Annotated in this window: 15 protein-coding genes and 1 pseudogene; 11 read left to right on the top strand and 5 right to left on the bottom strand. The window is 65.5% G+C overall.

All coding sequences use genetic code 11. From position 1 onward, the window contains the following. Positions 1-45: 45 nt before the first annotated feature. Together AC3WLE_RS15885 and AC3WLE_RS15880 are read left to right on the top strand one after the other, a co-directional pair. Complete coding sequence (locus AC3WLE_RS15885; protein ID WP_492319469.1) at positions 46-1,239, top strand: acyl-CoA dehydrogenase family protein; 1,194 nt, start codon at positions 46-48, stop codon at positions 1,237-1,239. 41 nt (positions 1,240-1,280) lie between these two features. Further along, positions 1,281-2,099 (top strand): IclR family transcriptional regulator, encoded by an 819-nt coding sequence (locus AC3WLE_RS15880; RefSeq protein ID WP_492319470.1) that lies wholly within the window; start codon positions 1,281-1,283, stop codon positions 2,097-2,099. A gap of 17 nt (positions 2,100-2,116) precedes the next feature. Here AC3WLE_RS15880 and AC3WLE_RS15875 read toward each other — a convergent pair whose 3' ends face one another. The 3 genes from AC3WLE_RS15875 to AC3WLE_RS15865 are packed head-to-tail and all read right to left on the bottom strand — an operon-like array spanning position 2,117 to position 4,866. Next, positions 2,117-2,467, bottom strand: coding sequence for an AtuA-related protein (locus AC3WLE_RS15875; RefSeq protein ID WP_492319471.1), 351 nt, complete (start codon positions 2,465-2,467; stop codon positions 2,117-2,119). Between the two features lie 9 nt (positions 2,468-2,476). After that, the gene (locus AC3WLE_RS15870) at positions 2,477-3,832 is read right to left on the bottom strand and encodes an acyclic terpene utilization AtuA family protein (RefSeq protein ID WP_492319472.1); all 1,356 of its coding nucleotides are present in this window, start codon (positions 3,830-3,832) and stop codon (positions 2,477-2,479) included. A 38-nt stretch (positions 3,833-3,870) separates the two neighbouring features. Beyond that, a complete protein-coding gene (locus AC3WLE_RS15865) occupies positions 3,871-4,866 on the bottom strand; it encodes a Bug family tripartite tricarboxylate transporter substrate binding protein (protein WP_492355973.1) in 996 nt (331 codons plus the stop codon). Positions 4,867-5,373: 507 nt separating this feature from the next. On the opposite strand from AC3WLE_RS15865, the gene AC3WLE_RS15860 reads away from it, so the two are divergent. Both AC3WLE_RS15860 and AC3WLE_RS15855 read left to right on the top strand, forming a co-directional pair. Continuing rightward, positions 5,374-6,354 carry a tripartite tricarboxylate transporter substrate-binding protein gene (locus tag AC3WLE_RS15860; RefSeq protein ID WP_492355974.1) on the top strand — a complete coding sequence of 327 codons (981 nt, stop codon included), beginning with the start codon at positions 5,374-5,376 and terminating at the stop codon, positions 6,352-6,354. A gap of 274 nt (positions 6,355-6,628) precedes the next feature. Continuing rightward, positions 6,629-7,594: a Bug family tripartite tricarboxylate transporter substrate binding protein gene (locus tag AC3WLE_RS15855; RefSeq protein ID WP_492344818.1), complete on the top strand. Its 966-nt coding sequence runs from the start codon at positions 6,629-6,631 to the stop codon at positions 7,592-7,594. An 18-nt stretch (positions 7,595-7,612) separates the two neighbouring features. Here AC3WLE_RS15855 and AC3WLE_RS15850 read toward each other — a convergent pair whose 3' ends face one another. Further along, entirely contained in the window at positions 7,613-8,542 is a 930-nt protein-coding gene (locus tag AC3WLE_RS15850) for a LysR family transcriptional regulator (RefSeq protein ID WP_492319476.1), read from the bottom strand. Positions 8,543-8,676: 134 nt separating this feature from the next. Between AC3WLE_RS15850 and AC3WLE_RS15845 the strand changes: the two genes are divergently transcribed. From AC3WLE_RS15845 to AC3WLE_RS15835, 3 genes are read left to right on the top strand one after another with little or no spacing between them, the layout of a single operon-like run. Next, positions 8,677-9,210, top strand: coding sequence for a phosphonopyruvate decarboxylase (locus tag AC3WLE_RS15845; RefSeq protein ID WP_492319608.1), 534 nt, complete (start codon positions 8,677-8,679; stop codon positions 9,208-9,210). Between the two features lie 4 nt (positions 9,211-9,214). Beyond that, a complete protein-coding gene (locus tag AC3WLE_RS15840; protein ID WP_492351374.1) occupies positions 9,215-9,811 on the top strand; it encodes a thiamine pyrophosphate-dependent enzyme in 597 nt (198 codons plus the stop codon). Positions 9,812-9,843: 32 nt separating this feature from the next. Next, the gene (locus AC3WLE_RS15835) at positions 9,844-11,313 is read left to right on the top strand and encodes an aldehyde dehydrogenase (RefSeq protein ID WP_492355975.1); all 1,470 of its coding nucleotides are present in this window, start codon (positions 9,844-9,846) and stop codon (positions 11,311-11,313) included. Positions 11,314-11,369: 56 nt separating this feature from the next. Here the strand turns inward: AC3WLE_RS15835 and AC3WLE_RS15830 are convergent, their stop codons facing one another. Beyond that, positions 11,370-12,293, bottom strand: a complete 924-nt coding sequence (locus tag AC3WLE_RS15830) for a LysR family transcriptional regulator (RefSeq protein WP_492355976.1) — start codon at positions 12,291-12,293, stop codon at positions 11,370-11,372. Between the two features lie 223 nt (positions 12,294-12,516). Here AC3WLE_RS15830 and AC3WLE_RS15825 point away from each other — a divergent pair, with 223 nt between their 5' ends. From AC3WLE_RS15825 to AC3WLE_RS15810, 4 genes and pseudogenes are all read left to right on the top strand, one after another. Further along, positions 12,517-13,695, top strand: a complete 1,179-nt coding sequence (locus tag AC3WLE_RS15825) for a CaiB/BaiF CoA transferase family protein (RefSeq protein ID WP_492319480.1) — start codon at positions 12,517-12,519, stop codon at positions 13,693-13,695. Positions 13,696-13,789: 94 nt separating this feature from the next. Then, positions 13,790-14,026 (top strand): annotated as a pseudogene (locus tag AC3WLE_RS15820) (aldolase/citrate lyase family protein); the annotation flags it as partial. Positions 14,027-14,221: 195 nt separating this feature from the next. Further along, complete coding sequence (locus AC3WLE_RS15815) at positions 14,222-15,070, top strand: HTD2 family dehydratase (RefSeq protein WP_492319609.1); 849 nt, start codon at positions 14,222-14,224, stop codon at positions 15,068-15,070. A 26-nt stretch (positions 15,071-15,096) separates the two neighbouring features. Beyond that, complete coding sequence (locus AC3WLE_RS15810; protein WP_492355977.1) at positions 15,097-16,257, top strand: acyl-CoA dehydrogenase family protein; 1,161 nt, start codon at positions 15,097-15,099, stop codon at positions 16,255-16,257. The last annotated feature ends 275 nt before the right edge of the window (positions 16,258-16,532 follow it).

Here is a 16,532-nt window from a genome sequence, read left to right as displayed (position 1 = left end):
CGTGCCGTCCTACAATCTGATCCTGTCCTGACAACGAGGCTCACCATGTTCACCGCCTGTCCCACAGAAAGAAGCCGTGTCATTGCCGATCGCGTCGAGCGCTTTGTCCGCGACGTCGTGATGCCCTATGAGCGCGACGTGCGCTGCGAAGCCCATGGCCCGACGGCCGGGTTGGTCGCCGAGCTTCGCGACCTGGCGCGCGCGGCCGGCGTCATGACGCCACATATCCTGGCCGACGGCTCTCACCTGACCCAGCTCGAAACCGCGGCCGTGCTCAAACGCTCGGGCTTGTCGCCCCTCGGGCCGGTCGCGGTCAACACCATGGCCCCGGACGAGGGGAATATGTTCCTGCTGGGCAAGGTCGCCACGGAGGCACAGCAGCAGCGCTTCCTTGCACCGCTGGTCAGCGGCGAGGCCCGCTCCGCATTCTTCATGACCGAACCGGCGGAAGAAGGCGGGGCCGGTTCCGACCCGTCGATGCTCCAGACCACCGCGGTCAGGGACGGCGGCGAATGGGTGATCCGCGGCCGCAAGAAGTTCATCACCGGAGCGGAAGGGGCCAGCGTCGGCATCCTGATGGCGCGCACCGGCGATGGTGAGCGCGCGCAGGCCACCATGTTCCTGGTCGACCTGCCGCATCCGGCGATCCGCATCGAGCGCCTGCTCGACACCATCGACAGTTCCATGCCGGGCGGGCATGCACAGGTCCTGATCGACGGCCTGCGCGTGCCGCAGGACCAGGTGCTGGGCGAGGTGGACGAGGGCTTCCGTTATGCGCAGGTTCGCTTGTCGCCGGCGCGGCTGTCGCATTGCATGCGCTGGTTCGGGGGTGTGGCGCGTGCCGACGAGATCGCGCGAGCCTACGCCACCACGCGCAAGGCTTTCGGCAAGCTGCTGATCGACCACGAGGGCGTGGGCTTCATGCTGGCCGAGAACCTGATCGACCTGCAGCAGGCCGCGCTGATGATCGACTGGTGCGCCGGGGTGCTCGACGGCGGCTCCCTGGGTACCGCGGAGAGTTCGATGGCCAAGGTGGCCGTGTCCGATGCCTTGTTCCGCGTGGCCGACCGCTGCGTGCAGATCCTCGGCGGCATCGGGGTTTCGCGCGACACCATTGTCGAACAGGTCTTCCGTGAAGTGCGTGCGTTTCGCATCTACGACGGCCCGACCGAGGTCCACAAGTGGTCGCTGGCAAAGAAGATCAAGCGCGATACCCTGGCAGCATCGCATCATGGCTGAGCGCCGCCCTGGCGCCGGGCCTGCCTGAGCGGGCCCGCCAGGTGCCATCGCGCCCATCCCCGATCCAGCGCGCCCTGGCCGTGCTGCGCGCGCTGTCCGATCCGGAAGTGCGCCGCATGAGCGACGTGGCGCGCGCCACCGGGCTCGATCCGGCCACGGCTTCGCGCATGCTCGAGCTGCTGGTGCAGGAGGGGTTCGCCACGCGCGACCAGGCGCGCCGCTACGGCATCGGGCCCGAGATCTTCCAGCTGGCAGACGTGGCGCAGCGGCGCGTGGACTTGCGCAAGCTGGCGCGTCCGGCACTGGAACGGCTGGTGGAGGCGTTCGAGGATACCGCCGTGCTGACCGAGGCCAGCCGTGGCGAGGCCGTGTGCACCGACCTGGAACCCGGCACATATGCGATACGGGCGAACTACGTGACGGTCGGCACGCGCCGGCCGCTCGGCGTGGGCGCCGGCAGCCTGGCGGTGCTGGCATGGCTGCCCGCGCCCGAGCGCGCGCGCCGGCTGCAGCAGACCACGCGCAAGCTTGGCAAGCACCCGCGGCTCGATGCGGCGTGCATCGCCGCGGAAATCGAGGCCGCCCGCGCGCGCGGGCATGTGCTGTTTCTCGATTGGGTGGTCGACGGCATGGGCGGCATCGCGGTGCCGATTCTCGACTATGAGGGCCGGCCGATCGGTGCCTTGAGCGTGGCGGCGACGAGTGCGCGCATCCGCTCGCGCGAGGCCGCGCTGGCGCGCAAGCTCAAGCAAGAGGCGCGGCGCATCACCAGCGCCTGGACGCGCACCGTGATACCGCCGCGGGCCGACGCATGCACGGACGGCCGGCGTGCCAGGGGGCGCCAGTCCGGCGGCGGCTGACGCCTACCCTGGCGAGCCTATGACGCCGGCCCGCGCAGCAGGCCGGCCAGCGCGTCAGGTATCTCGACTTCGAAACGCAGCACGGCACTGGCCAGCGCCTTGCCGTAGTTGTCGATCGCGAGGCTGCGCGACACACCGCCGCCGAGCGCGCCCTCCGCGACGAAGTTGAGCACCTGCAGCCCATCCACTTCATGGCGCGTGACCGCGCCCGTGAGCAGCGTGCCGTACAGCGCCTTGAACGCGGGTGCCGTCAGCTGGGCCTTGATATGCGGGTAGAACTCCGGCGCGTAGGCGATGACCGCCGTGTTCGAAGTATTGCCCTTGTCGCCGGAGCGGCTGTGTGCGAGACGTCGCAGTGGTACACGCATGGCGAATCCTCAGAGATAGTGGACCTGGGAGGTGATCAATGCGCGCGGCACCAGCGCCGACCAGACGCCGATGATCTCGCGCGTGCGCTCCTGGTGCGGCACGCGCTTGCCGGTGGAGGCCAGGCCGCAGACCGCCATGCTGTCGATCTCGCGGCCGACCTTGGCGGCTTCTTCGCGCGTGCGGGTGCGCGCGGCGACGCGGACCGCGATTTCGTTGGGCTCGCAGGCAGGCTCGGGCGAGGCCGCGCCGTGCACGGCGTTGACGCCGAGGAAGTCGATGCGCACCTCATCCGCCTGCAACCTTGCCATGGCAAAGCGCGCTTGGAGGATGCGTTTGGCCAGCCTGGCCTTTTCCAGGCAACCCGGTCCCGCGTAGAAGAACATGTCTTCGCCGATATGCCCTTCGGTGCAGCCCAGCGACACCTTGAGCGTATCGGTGCGCGGCTGCCCGCTCACGCCGCTGATGCGCACGCGGTCCGGCCCCACCTGTTCGAGCACCGCGGTCGAGAAGTCGACCACCACGTCCGGCGTGATGTAGCGGCGCGGGTCGTGGACTTCATAGAACATCTGCTCCTTGACCGTCTGCAGGTCGATGCGCCCGCCGCTGCCATCCACCTTGCCGATCACGGCGCTGCCGTCGGCCTCCACCTCGGCGATCGGGAAAGCCAGGTTCCATGGTTCCGGCACATCCTTGTAGCCGGGGTCGCCGAAATATCCCCCCGTCACCTGCGCGCCGCACTCGAGCAGATGGCCGATGGCGCTGCCGCGCGCAAGCCGTGTCACATCGTCCGGCGACCAGCCGAAATGATGGATCATCGGCGCGAGGAACAGCGACGGGTCGGCCACGCGCCCGGTGATCACGATCTGCGCGCCCGCGCGCAACGCGGCGACGATCGGCTCGGCGCCTTCGTATGGTTCGGCGCTGATCAGGGTTTCACGCAGCGAGGAAACCGGTGCGCCGCTTTCCAGCAGGGTGAGATCCAGCTCGCAGATGCTCCCGGTCAGGTCCGTGGTGGTGACCGCGGCGATCCTGACACCGGGCAGGCCCAGTTCCTCGCAGAGCTCGGCCACGCGCCGGGCAGCGCCGAGCGGATGAATCCAGCCCTGGTTGCTGATGATGCGCGTGCCATTGGCGATGCACGGGGGCAGCACTGCGCGCATGCGTTCGTCGAGATAGGTGTCGTAGCCGGCGAAGGCCGGGTCGCGCCGCTTGCGCACCTGCGCGGCAGATACCGTGGCCTCGGCCATGGTCTCGAAGCACAGGTAGTCGAGCTTGCCCAGGCGCGCCGAACGCTCGGCCGGCTCGACGCGGTCGCCCCACCAGCCCGATCCCGAGCCGATGCGAAGGGTGTTGGTCTTGGTCATGGTTGTCCTGTGTCAGGGGTTGGCGCTGCCGGGCGGTGTCATTGCGGCTTGATGCCGGCGGTCTGGATCACGCGCGACCATTTTTCCGTATCGCTCCTGATCTGCGCCGCGAACGCGGCGGAGCCTTCGCCGCCCGGCTCGGCACCAAGCTGTTCGATGCGCTTGCGCACGTCAGGCGTGGCCAGCACCTTGTCCACGGCCTGCTGGAGCTGGCGCACGCGCTCGGGCGGCGTGCCGGCCGGCGCGAGCAGCCCGAACCAGGAATTGACTTCATAGCCCGGCAGCCCCGACTCGCGCACGGTCGGCACGGAAGGCAGCACCGATGCCCGCCTGGCACTGGTGACCGCCAGCGCCGTCACCTTGCCAGCCTGGATCTGGGCGAGCGCGGACGGCAGGTTGTCGAACATCAGGTTGACCTGGCCCGCGAGCAGGTCCGTCATGGCGGGGGCGGCCCCTTTGTACGGCACGTGCTGCATGCTGACGCCCGCCATCATGTTCAGCAACTCGCCTGACAGGTGGGGCGACCCGCCGGTGCTGGTCGAGGCATAGTTGATCTTGCCCGGCTCGCGCCTGGCCAGCGTCACCAGTTCGCCCACCGACCTGGCGTTCAGCGTGCTGTTGACAAGCAGCACGTTGGGGGAATTGGCGACCAGCGTCACGGGCACGAAGTCCCGGGTGCTGTCATACGGCATGCGCGGGTAGATGAACTGGTTGGTCACCTGCGTGCCCAGCGTGCCCATCAGTAGCGTATAGCCGTCAGCCGCACTGCGCGCCACGGCCTCGGCGCCGATGTTGCCGCCCGCGCCCGGGCGGTTGTCGGCCACGATCTGCTGGCCCAGCGCCTCGCCGGCCTTCTGCGCAACCAGGCGCGCCAGGATGTCAGTGGTGCCGCCGGGCGTGAAGGGCACCACCAGCCGGATCGGACGCGAAGGAAAGGCCTCTGCCGCGCAGGCCGGTGCGGACCAGGCGCACAAGGCAGGCAGGGTGGCGAGCGCCGCAACTACGGCGCGCCGCTGGCGGGAATGACGCTGCATCGGGTTGTCTCCTGGGCGCGAGGCGGTGCGCGCGCATCTGGTTTCGTCGAGGGAAACTCTGTGTGGGAGATCTTAGGGAGCGGTACGAAACAGCGTCAAACGAATGCCGCATATTTTCACTGGATGAAAATTTCAGGCGGTTTCAGGCGGACCAGCTCCGTGGGCGCGTGGCTATGGAGCGCTGAACATGAAGCTTCGACCTGCTGCCGGAAGATGCGCCATGGTGGCAGGCGGATGCCGTCATCTGCAAGAGTGACCAGCGCAGCAAGCTTGTGTCGTCCATCGCCATGCTGGCCCGGGAGACCTGCGACTTCGGGCAGATGTTCCAGACCAGGTGATCGGCCGGCCTGCGTTCGGCCTGGCCGTATGGCCCGTTCGATATATCCGGATTGCCCTCCGGTGCCGCTATCCCCCACTCTAGCCCTGTTTGATAAACCGACCGGCGCGACATGATAAGCGCGCCGGCGACATGGAGACGGTGCTATGTGCGTTCAAGCAAGCAGGGCCATGCTGGCCGGTATGAAGTGGGTCACGGGCGGGGCGCTCGGCCTGGCGTTTTCCGCGGGGGCGTTGGCAGCGGATGCCTATCCGTCCAAGCCGATTACGCTGGTGGTGCCGTTCTCGGCCGGAGGCCCGACCGATGTGGTGTCCCGGGCGCTTGGGCAGGCCATGTCGAAGGATCTGGGGCAGAGCGTTGTCGTGGAAAACAAGCTCGGCGCCGGCGGCACCGTGGCTGCCGCATTTGTGGCGCGGGCGCAGCGCGACGGCTACACCATCCTGATCCACCACAACGGCATGGCGACGGCGCCGGCGCTGTACAAGAAGCTCTCCTTCAGCCCTTTGAAGGACTTCGAGTACATCGGGCAGGTGGCGGATGTGCCGATGACGCTGCTGGGCCGCAAGGACCTGCCGCCGGCCAACGCGGCCGAGCTGATCAAGTACGTGCAGCAGAACAAGGAGAAGGTCTCGCTGGCCAATGCCGGCCTTGGCGCGGTTTCGCAGCTTTGCGGCCTGCTGTTCGAGGAGGCAGTCAAAGTCAAGATGACCTCCATTCCCTACCAGGGCACCGGCCCCGCGCTGACGGCATTGCTGGGCGGGCAGGTGGACCTGCTGTGCGACCAGACCACCTCGACGCTGCCGCATATCAACGCCAACCGGGTCAAGCTGTATGGCGTGACGACACCGAGCCGCATCAAGGCGCTGCCCAATGCGCCGACGTTGCAGGAAGGCGGCCTGAAGGGCTTCTCGATGAAGGTCTGGCACGGGATCTATGCGCCCAAGGGCACGCCGCCCGAGGTCACTGCCAGGCTGACCAAGGCGCTGCAGCAGGCACTGAAGGATCCTGCCGTGGCCAAGCGGCTTGACGACCTGGGTGCGGAGGTTGTTCCGGTAGACAAGCAGACGCCGGAAGGGCTGCGCACCTGGCTCCAGGCGGAAAGCGACAAGTGGCAGCCGTTGCTGAAGACGATGAAGGTGGAGGCCGACTGACATCCTGCAGGCGGCAAGCGCGGCAGCGCTTGCGTTCCGTTGGACCCTGAATGTACGCCGCGTGGCGATGGCTGCGCGGCGTACTTGCGTTTACGCGGCGCCCGCTGAGCAAGCTTCGGGTTAACACCGCAGTAGAAGCCCCAGGCATGCCGGCCCTTGATAGCAGCAGCGGAATTTTCTATTTCACCGTCGCCACGGTTGCTCGCTACCATCGTCTCAAAGGGTGTTGACGCGCAATGCGCCACCCAACCAAAACTATCTAACTGGAAGAGACATGAAACGCTTGCTTGCCCAAGTGGGGATCGGTGCGCTCATTTCGTTCAGCGCGCACGCCCAGGCTGCTTACCCTGACCATCCCGTCCGCCTGGTCGTAGGCTTCGCCGCCGGCGGCAGCACCGACGTGGTGGCGCGCATCGTGGCGAACAAGCTCGGCGCCTTGCTCGGGCAGCCGCTCGTGGTGGAAAACAAGGCGGGTGCCGGCGGCACCATTGCGACCGATGTGGTGGCCAAGAGTCCGGCGGATGGCTACACGCTGTTGTTCGGCACCAGTTCCCACGCCATCAACGCCACGCTTTACAAGAAGCTGCCGTATGACCCCGTCAATGCGCTGGTGCCGGTATCTGTGGTCGCGGGGGTGCCGATGGTGCTGGCGGTCAATCCTTCGGTAAAGGCGAACACGGCGAAGGAACTGGTCGAGGACATCAAGAAGAATCCTGGCAAGTACAGCTACGGTTCGGCAGGGAAGGGTAGCGCCGTCCATATGGCGGTCGAGTTGCTGCAATTCCAGGAGCACCTGAAGCTCACCCACGTTCCGTTCCGTGGCGCCAGCCAGGCGATCCAGTCGGTGATTTCCGGCGACGTCCAGCTCATCACCGATGCCGTGTCGACGGCTGCGCCCATGATCCAGTCCGGCCGCCTGAAGGCGCTCGCGGTCACGACTGCCACGCGTTCCAGCGTGCTGCCGGACGTGCCGACGATGAAGGAAGCGGGCTACGCCAATTATGAAACGTCGCTGTGGAATATGGTGATGGTGCCAAAGGGCACGCCGGCCCCGGTCATTGAAAAGCTGAGCGCTGCCTTGCAGACGGCTGTCAAGGACCCGGAGGTGCGTCAGCGCATGGAAAAGATCGGCGTGCAGCCCATCGTCGATTCCACCCCGGACAAGGCGGGCAAGTTTGTCCAGGCTGAGACGCGCCGGTGGGCCGAGGTCATCAAGGCCGCCAACATCGAACTGGACTGAACTGCCGCTGGCACCGTATCAGGCGCTGATCCAGGATGCACCGGGCCATGCGCCGTCGAGCACCAGCCGCTTCATCAATGCCACCAGCTCGGCGGAGACGAAGCTGGCTGCGGGTGTCAGCCTGCGGGTGGCCGCGTGCGCCAGCACGATGCGGCGCGACAGGTTGGGCGACACGATGGGTGCGCCGGCAAGGATGCCTTCCTCCATCTCCTCAGACACGGCGGAGCTGGGGAGCACGGTGTGGCCGAAGCCCTTGGCAACCAGGTTTTTCTGAACGGCCAGGGAGTTGGTCTCGACGGCGATCGTGGGGCTGAAGCCGGCGACCGCGCAGGCATGCTCGACCACGCTGCGCAGCCCGTGCGGGGCATTAGGCAGGATCAGCGGCAGGTCGCGGAAGCTCTCGACGGTTTGTTCCTCGCCTGGCGCAAGCGTGCCAGCGGGTCCCACCAGGTAGAGCTGTTCATCGAGCAGTGCTTCGGCGTGCAGGCCGGGAGAACTCTTGGTGTCGTAGAGCAGGGCGACCTCCACGTCGCCAGCCTCGAGCCACTGCAGCAGGTTCCCCGCGTAGCCGACGTTGAGACGTACCACCAGTTGCGGATGCCTGGCCTTCACCGTGGCAACCAGCTCCGCTGCCAGCAGTTCGCAAGTGCTTGGGAGTAGCCCGATGACCGCAGTGCCTGAAATCGCGCCAGACGCCGGCTTGATCTCCGCCTTGGCCCGATCGAGTTCCTGCAGCGCCCTGCGGCCGTATTCGACCAGCGTGCGGCCGGCGTCGGTCAGGACCATGCCATGGCGCTCGCGTTCGAAAAGTTCGACGCCGAGTTCCTCCTCGAGCAGGCGCACGTGCCGGGAAACCGCCGGCTGCACGATGCGCAGGAGTTCGGCCGCCTTGGTGGCGCTGCCGGTCTCGGCGATGGCTAACAGGGCGCGAAGCTGCTTGATGTCCATATCTGTAGAGGCCCCGGCCGGCATTCAACTTCGTGATTGCAGGCATCAATTAATTGTATTTCATGGTTCCAGCTAGTCAACTCTATGATAGCAAACGTTGTCCCCCGCTTTCCCCCTTTCATAACTTGCGCACCATGACGACAAACAACTCAGAGTCTCTTGCCTGGCAAGAGGACATCTTTCAGGTCCTTAAACAGAACGGCATCCGCCAGGTGGCCTACGTGCCCGACGCCGGCCACTCGCATGTCATCCGACGCGCCAAGGCCGACCCCGAAATCCGCGACGTGGTGCTCACCACCGAAGAAGAAGGCGTGGGCGTCGTCAGCGGCGCCTGGCTGGGCGGCGAACGCGCTGTGCTGCTGATGCAGAGCAGCGGCGTCGGCAACTGCGTGAACATGTTCTCGCTGCTGGAGAGCTGCAAGTTCCCGTTCTTCACCCTGGTGACCATGCGCGGCGAGTACGCCGAGTTCAATCCCTGGCAGAACCCGATGGGCCTGGCCACCCAGCGCGCGCTGGAGTTGATGGGCATCACGGTCTATCGCGTGAACTCGCCGGAAGAAGCCGCCGAGCTGGTCGACGCCGGTCTGGTTTCCGCCTTCGATGCTGGCAACCGCGTTGCCGTTCTCCTGTCCCAGAGCCTTATCGGCCGTAAAAAGTGGATGCGCTGATCCTATGACTACCTCTACCTCCAAGCCCGGCATCGACCGCCGCAAGTTCGTTGCCGAACTGCTGAAGCAATTTCCCGACGCGCTCCTGGTATCGGGCCTCGGTTCGCCTTCGTACGACGTGTTTGCCGCTGGCGACCGTCCCGGCAATTTCTATCTGTGGGGCGCGATGGGCGCTTCCACCTCGCTGGCGCTCGGCCTTGCCATCGCACAACCTGAGAAGACCGTGATCGCCATCACCGGCGACGGCGAGCAGCTGATGGGCATCGGCAGCCTGGCCACCGCGGCGGCGCAACAGCAGAAGAACCTGAACATCGTGATTCTCGATAACGGCCACTTCGGCGAGACCGGCATGCAGCAGAGCCACACCAGCCTGGGGACCAACCTGGCCCAGGTGGCGAAGGCGGTCGGCGTGCCGACGACGCTCGAGATCTCCGATATCGATGAGCTGGGCAAGCTCGCGCAAGCCATCAGGCAGGCAGACGGCATGACCGTGGCGCAGGTCTACATCTCGACCGACGAGCCGCAGCGGGCCCTGCCGCCGCGCGACGGCACCTTCGTCAAGAACCGCTTCCGCGAGCATCTCGGCTTCGCACCGTTCTGATCTGCCAACACCAACACGGACAGCATCGCGCCATGAAGCAGTATCAAATGTTCATCGACGGCACCTTCGTCAATGCAAGCGACGGTCGCTGGTTTGAAACCCGGAATCCCTTTACCGGCAAGACCTGGGCCGAAGTGGCCCGCGGCACCGCAGCGGATATCGACCGCGCCGTGCAGGCGGCCGACCAGGCGTTCCGCTCGGGCCCCTGGTCGGAGATGACTGCGACGCAACGTGGCTCCTTGCTGCGCAAGCTCGGTGACCTGATCGCAAGGGACGCCGAGCGGCTGGCCGAGTTCGAGGTGCAGGACAACGGCAAGCTGCTGGCGGAGATGGGCGCGCAGCTCAAGTACCTGCCGCAGTGGTTCTATTACTTCGGCGGGCTGGCCGACAAGATCGAAGGCACGGTCATTCCGCTCGACAAGAAGGGCTACTTCAACTACACCCGGCGCGAACCGCTGGGGGTGGTGGCCGCCATCACGCCGTGGAACTCGCCGCTGATGCTGCTGGCGTGGAAGATCGCGCCGGCTCTCGCGGCGGGATGTACCGTGGTGGTGAAACCGTCGGAGTTCACCTCGGTGTCGGCGCTCGAGCTTGCGCTGCTGTTCGAGGAAGCCGGCTTTCCCGCGGGCGTATTCAACGTCGTGACCGGGTTTGGCACCGAGGTGGGCTCGCCGCTGGTGACGCATCCGCTGGTCAAGAAGGTGACCTTCACCGGTTCGGACGCCACCGGGCGCGTGATCAACCAGCAGTGTGCGGCGCAGTTCAAGCACGTGAGCCTGGAGCTCGGCGGCAAGTCGCCGAACATCGTTTTCAACGATGCCAACCTGGATGACGCCGTCAACGGCGCCGTCTCCGGCATCTTCGCCGCGAGCGGCCAGACCTGTATCGCCGGTTCACGGCTGCTGCTGCAGGAAGACATCCACGATGTCTTTGTCGAAAAGCTGCTGGCACTGGCCGGCACGGCAAAGCTCGGCAACCCGATGAATGCCTCCACGCAGGTGGGGCCTGTCACGACGCCCGCGCAGTATGAAAAGGTGCTGTCGTATATCCAGATCGCGCAGGAGGAAGGGGCGCAGCTGCTGCTCGGCGGCAAGCCGGCGTCCTGCGGAGAGGGATGGTTTGTCGAGCCGACCATCTTTGCCGGGGTCTCGCCCAAGATGCGCATCGCGCAGGAGGAGGTGTTCGGACCGGTGCTGTCCATCCTGAAGTTCAGGGACGAAGCCGAAGCCATCGCGATTGCCAATGACAGTTGCTATGGGCTTGGCGCCGGGGTCTGGACCTCGGATATCGGCCGCGCCTTCCGCATGTCGGAGAAGATCCAGGCCGGCACGGTATGGGTCAACACCTATCGCGCCGTCAGCTTCATGTCGCCGTTCGGCGGCTACAAGGACTCGGGCCTCGGCCGGGAAAACGGTATTGCCGCGATCGAGTCGTACCTGCAGACCAAGAGTGTGTGGATCAACACCGGGGCTGCCACGGGCAATCCGTTCACGATCCGCTGATTGTGTCTTGCCGAAGGCTGTGGCGGGGGAGCAAACCGGTAGCGGTTTGAAACGCATTATGACAGCGCGTTGTCAGGGCTCCCGCCCGCTGCCTGCGCCACCTCGATCAGTTCATCGATCAACGCCTTCGCGCACCCCGGCAGCCCTTCCAGTTCCCGCACGATCACCGCCCGCTCCCGGATCGCCCACGGTTCGTGCAGCTCGATGATCTCGATTTTCATCGTCTGCCGGTGGCGCAACGCGGCCGATAACGGCACCACGCCAATGCCGACGCCTGCCTCGATCATCCGGCACATCGCTTCAAAGCTGCGGATCTGGATGCGGATCTGCAGCTTGCGCCGCTGGTCGCGGACCAGCTCGGTAAGAAAGGCATGCAGGGTGCTGCCTTCATGCAGGCTGACATGCTCGTAGTCGAGCGTGTCTTCAAAAGCGAGGTTCGGCTTCTGCGTCAGCGGATGGCCGACCGGTGTGGCCAGGACCAGCTTGTCGGTACTGAAATGGATGACCTCCAGACCTTTCGAGGTCACCGGTCCGGAGATGATGCCAAGGTCCGCGCTGCCGTCCAGCACGCCGCGGATGATATCCCGCGTCAGGCGTTCCTGCAGGTCGACGGTGACGGCGGGGCGCTCTGACATAAAGCGCGCCAGCACCTCCGGCATGAACTCCGTCACCGCAGTGGTGTTCGCGAAGATGCGGATATGACCGACCGAGTCCTTGGCGTATTCCTCGAACTCGCTCTTGACATGCTCGAACTGGCGCTCGATCACCCGGGTATGCCGCAGCAGGCGCTCGCCGGCAGGGGTCAGGGCAAGGCCCTTGCTTTCCCGATAGAAGAGACGGGTGCCTAGCTGGTCCTCCAGCGCCTTGAGCCGCGCGCTCGCTGCGGCGGGCGAGAGAAATGCCTTGCGCGCCCCACGCGACAGGTTTTCCTCCTCGGCGATGCGTGCAAACAGCCTCAGGTCGGCAAAGTCAAAATGCATAAGTGCTCCTTCCGCTGAACTTTACCAAGGCGTCAGATATGTCGCAAACCAGCAAGTCTTCAGTGTTTTCGGCGCAGACGAACGGCTGCTTCGAGAAAACGAGATTTACCCAAGCCTGCGTCGCTGCGAGACTTGCTCAGAGGCGAATTGCATCGCCGACAGAATTCCCGTCGTTCGTTGCCGCCATGGCAGTTCGACCGCAATCTTCCCCGAAAAGGCTGCTATGCGTCCCCTCGATGGCATTACCGTGGTTTCCCTGGAGCATGCAATCGCTGCGCCGTTCTGTACCCGCCAGCTCGCCGACCTGGGCGCGCGCGTGATCAAGGTCGAGCGGCCCAGGGTCGGCGACTTTGCCCGCGGCTATGACGAGCGGGTGGATGGCATGTCATCGCACTTCGCCTGGACCAACCGCTCCAAGGAAAGCCTGGCGCTGGACCTGAAACACCAGCAAGCGCCGGCCATCCTGCAGAAGATCCTCGACAAGGCGGACGTGCTGGTGCAGAACCTGGCACCGGGCGCCGCCGACCGGCTGGGCCTGTCCTACGAAGCGCTGTCGCAGCGCTACCCGGGCATCGTCGTCTGCGATATCTCCGGCTATGGCAACGACGGCCCCTACCGGGACAAGAAGGCCTATGACCTGCTGATCCAGGCGGAGTCCGGCTTCGTCTCCATCACCGGCACGCCGGAGAGCCCGTCCAAGGCAGGCTGCTCGATCGCGGATATTGCCGCCGGCATGTATGCGTACACCAATATCCTGGCGGCGCTGCTGCAGCGCGGCAAGACGGGCAAGGGCGCCCATATCGACGTATCGATGCTGGAAAGCATGGTCGAGTGGATGAGCTACCCCCTTTACTACGCCTTCGACGGCGCCACGCCGCCGCCGCGCGCCGGCGCCTCGCACGCGACCATCTTCCCCTATGGCCCGTTCACGGCCGGCGACGGCAAGACCATCATCCTCGGCCTGCAGAACGAGCGCGAGTGGGAGGCCTTCTGCCGGGTCGTGCTGGAACGGCCGGAGCTCGCCACCGACGCGCGCTTCGTCACCAACTCCCTGCGCGCCAGGAGCCGCGAGGCGCTGACGCAGATCATCACCGACGTCTTCTCCGCACTGACCATCGACCAGGTGGTCGCTAGCCTGGAGCGCGCCCAGATCGCCAACGCCCGCATGAACGATATGCGCGATGTCTGGAACCACCCGCAGCTCAAGGCACGCGAGCGGTGGACGTCGGTCAGCTCACCCGTGGGCGTGATTCCCGCACTGTTGCCGCCCGGCCTGCCGAATGCCTTCGAGCCGCGCATGGACGCGATCCCGGCCCTGGGCGAACACAGCGAAGGCCTCCTGCGCGAACTCGGCTACACCGCCGACGACGTGTCGCGCCTGCGTACCGAAGGCGCCATCTGATCCCCCGGCCGGACCGCGGCCGTTCCTGTTCCGCCTCTTCGCGGTCACCTGAGGGCCGGAGGAGGCGCTCGCCCATCTGCCAGACAGTGCTCCCATGACCACCACCGCCATCGCCCGTTCCTGCCTCTTCGTTCCCGCCAACCGGCCGGAGCGCTTTGCCAAGGCCCACGCAGCGGGCGCCGATCGCGTCATCCTGGACCTGGAGGATGCCGTGTCCGAGAGTGACAAGGACCGCGCCAGGCAACTGCTGGCGGACTACCTGGACGCCGGCGGCACCGGCCTGGTCCGCATCAACGCCACGCAGACGCGCTGGTTCGAGGATGACATGCGCGCCTGCCTCCGTGATCGCGCGTGCTGCGGACCTGCTGAAGCAGGCCGGTTGAGGCACCGAACACTGCATTCGGAAATGCGGCAGGCCCCCAATGCTTTCTGTCGAAGCGAATGGCTCGTTCCGAACTTTCGAATTGGAAGCAGCGGCGGCACCGTGCATAGTGGACGTCAGGCAATCAGACCACAGAGAGACGTGATGGACGTTGTGAAGTTGAAGGAATGGGTTGGGAAGACGACCGAAAGCCAGGACGAGGTGACAGCGTTTCCCGTCAAGGCACTCGCGGCGACGCTCGACTACGATGCCCCGGCGCCCGTACGCGGCGATGCCATTGCACCGCTCTGGCACTGGCTCTATTTCCTGCCGCTGCACCGGCAATCCGAGATCGGTTCCGATGGCCACGCCAGCCGCGGCGGCTTCCTGCCGCCAGTGCCGCTGCCGCGCCGCATGTGGGCTGGCGGCCGTCTGTGGTTCCACCAGCCGCTGCGTATCGGCGATGCCGCCTCCAAGGTGTCGCGCATCCTCGATGTCAGTGCCAAATCCGGACGCAGCGGCTCGCTCGCCTTTGTGACGGTCGAGCACCAGTACTACGGCGGCAACGGACTCGCGGTTACCGAAGAACACGACATCGTCTACCGCGAGAACGCATCGCCGAACGCGCCCACACCGGAACCGGTGCCGGCGCCGACGGGCGAAGAATGGGTGCACGAGGTGGCGACCGACCCGGTGCTGCTGTTCCGCTTTTCCGCGCTGACCTTCAACGGCCATCGCATCCATTACGACAAGCAGTACGTGACCGCGGTCGAGCACTACCCGGACCTGATCGTCCACGGTCCGCTGCAGGCGATGCTGCTGCTCGAACTGGTGCGCAAGAACCTGCCGGATGCAGTGGTCAAGAGCTTCTCGTTCCGAGGCGTGCGGCCGACCTTCGTGCCCCAGCGCATTTTTGTCTGTGGCAAGCGCAGCGAGGACGGCAAGACCGTCGAGCTGTGGATCCGCCATGAAGACGGCGCCCTCGCGATGAGCGCGACGGCTGAACTGAACTAACCCCAAAAGTTGTTGGAGACAAGGCTGTGCAGAACAGAATCGATGAATACCAGGAAATCCGTGAAGCCGTGCGCGACCTGTGCGGCCAGTTCTCGTCGGAGTACTTCCGAAAGGTTGACGAAGTGCGGGGCTATCCCGAGGAATTCGTTAACGCGCTGACCCAGGCCGGCTGGTTGGCCGCGCTGATCCCGGAGGAGTATGGCGGCTCGGGCCTGGGCCTGACCCAGGCGTCCGTCATCATGGAAGAAATCAATCGTGCCGGCGGCAACTCTGGCGCCTGCCACGGCCAGATGTACAACATGGGCACGCTGCTGCGCCACGGTTCCACCGAACAGAAGAAGCTGTACCTGCCCAAGATCGCCAGCGGCGAACTGCGCCTGCAATCGATGGCGGTGACCGAGCCGACCACCGGCACTGACACTACCAAAATCAAGACCACTGCCGTGCGCAAGGGCGACAAGTATGTCGTGAACGGCCAGAAGGTGTGGATCTCGCGCGTCCAGCATTCGGACCTGATGATCCTGCTGGCCCGCACCACGCCGCTGGCCGAGTGCAAGAAGAAGTCCGAAGGCATGTCGATCTTCCTGGTGGACCTGCGCGAGGCCTTCGGCAAGGGGCTGACGGTGCAGCCCATCATCAACATGGTCAACCACGAGACCAATGAGCTGTTCTTCGACAACCTGGAGATTCCGGCGGAGAACCTGATCGGCGAGGAAGGCAAGGGCTTCAAATACATCCTGGATGGCCTCAACGCCGAACGCACCCTGATCGCCGCCGAGTGCATCGGCGACGGCTACTGGTTTATCGACAAGGTGACCAAGTACGTCAACGAGCGCATCGTCTTCGGCCGGCCGATCGGCCAGAACCAGGGCGTGCAGTTCCCTATCGCCAGGGCCTTCGTCAACGTGGAAGCGGCCAACCTGATGCGGTTCAAGGCCGCGAAGCTGTTCGACGCGCACCAGCCCTGCGGCGCCGAAGCCAATATGGCGAAGCTGCTGGCCGCGGACGCGTCGTGGGAAGCGGCCAACGCCTGCCTGCAATATCACGGCGGCTTTGGCTTCGCGGCGGAGTACGACGTCGAGCGCAAGTTCCGCGAGACCCGGCTCTACCAGGTGGCGCCGATTTCGACCAACCTGATTCTTTCCTACGTCGGCGAGCATATCCTGGGGATGCCGCGGTCGTTCTGAGGGTTTGCTTCAGTGGCCTCTGGCCTCTCATGACCCCTCACGGAGTCCGCATTACCGATTGTGTGCTCCCTTTCCCGCTTGCGGGAGAGCGGTGGGTGAGGGCCAGGGATGGCACGAAGTCGAGTTCCAGGGGCCGCGTTGCCTGGTGTAGACCGCGTCTCGCAGGGTAGATTTGGCGCAAGGTGCGCGGATTGCGCAGGCAGCTGTACAACCGTTGCCTCTATGAGTGGCGGCGGCGCGCCAGTTGCACGCCTGGAACGACATTTGCGTGGGAT

It is taken from the genome of Cupriavidus sp. FW306-1B-F12B (genome assembly GCF_058781795.1).
Note: the sequence above shows the minus strand (reverse complement) of the source record. Positions and strands in the feature narration are given on the sequence as shown.

What these genes read in the sequence shown, in the direction of transcription:
- AC3WLE_RS15885 (WP_492319469.1), top strand. Translation starts at nt 46, where the DNA reads ATGTTCACCGCCTGTCCCACAGAAAGAAGCCGTGTCATTGCCGATCGC.
- AC3WLE_RS15875 (WP_492319471.1), bottom strand. Translation starts at nt 2,467, where the DNA reads ATGCGTGTACCACTGCGACGTCTCGCACACAGCCGCTCCGGCGACAAG.
- AC3WLE_RS15870 (WP_492319472.1), bottom strand. Translation starts at nt 3,832, where the DNA reads ATGACCAAGACCAACACCCTTCGCATCGGCTCGGGATCGGGCTGGTGG.
- AC3WLE_RS15865 (WP_492355973.1), bottom strand. Translation starts at nt 4,866, where the DNA reads ATGCAGCGTCATTCCCGCCAGCGGCGCGCCGTAGTTGCGGCGCTCGCC.
- AC3WLE_RS15860 (WP_492355974.1), top strand. Translation starts at nt 5,374, where the DNA reads ATGCTGGCCGGTATGAAGTGGGTCACGGGCGGGGCGCTCGGCCTGGCG.
- AC3WLE_RS15855 (WP_492344818.1), top strand. Translation starts at nt 6,629, where the DNA reads ATGAAACGCTTGCTTGCCCAAGTGGGGATCGGTGCGCTCATTTCGTTC.
- AC3WLE_RS15850 (WP_492319476.1), bottom strand. Translation starts at nt 8,542, where the DNA reads ATGGACATCAAGCAGCTTCGCGCCCTGTTAGCCATCGCCGAGACCGGC.
- AC3WLE_RS15845 (WP_492319608.1), top strand. Translation starts at nt 8,677, where the DNA reads ATGACGACAAACAACTCAGAGTCTCTTGCCTGGCAAGAGGACATCTTT.
- AC3WLE_RS15840 (WP_492351374.1), top strand. Translation starts at nt 9,215, where the DNA reads ATGACTACCTCTACCTCCAAGCCCGGCATCGACCGCCGCAAGTTCGTT.
- AC3WLE_RS15835 (WP_492355975.1), top strand. Translation starts at nt 9,844, where the DNA reads ATGAAGCAGTATCAAATGTTCATCGACGGCACCTTCGTCAATGCAAGC.
- AC3WLE_RS15830 (WP_492355976.1), bottom strand. Translation starts at nt 12,293, where the DNA reads ATGCATTTTGACTTTGCCGACCTGAGGCTGTTTGCACGCATCGCCGAG.
- AC3WLE_RS15825 (WP_492319480.1), top strand. Translation starts at nt 12,517, where the DNA reads ATGCGTCCCCTCGATGGCATTACCGTGGTTTCCCTGGAGCATGCAATC.
- AC3WLE_RS15815 (WP_492319609.1), top strand. Translation starts at nt 14,222, where the DNA reads ATGGACGTTGTGAAGTTGAAGGAATGGGTTGGGAAGACGACCGAAAGC.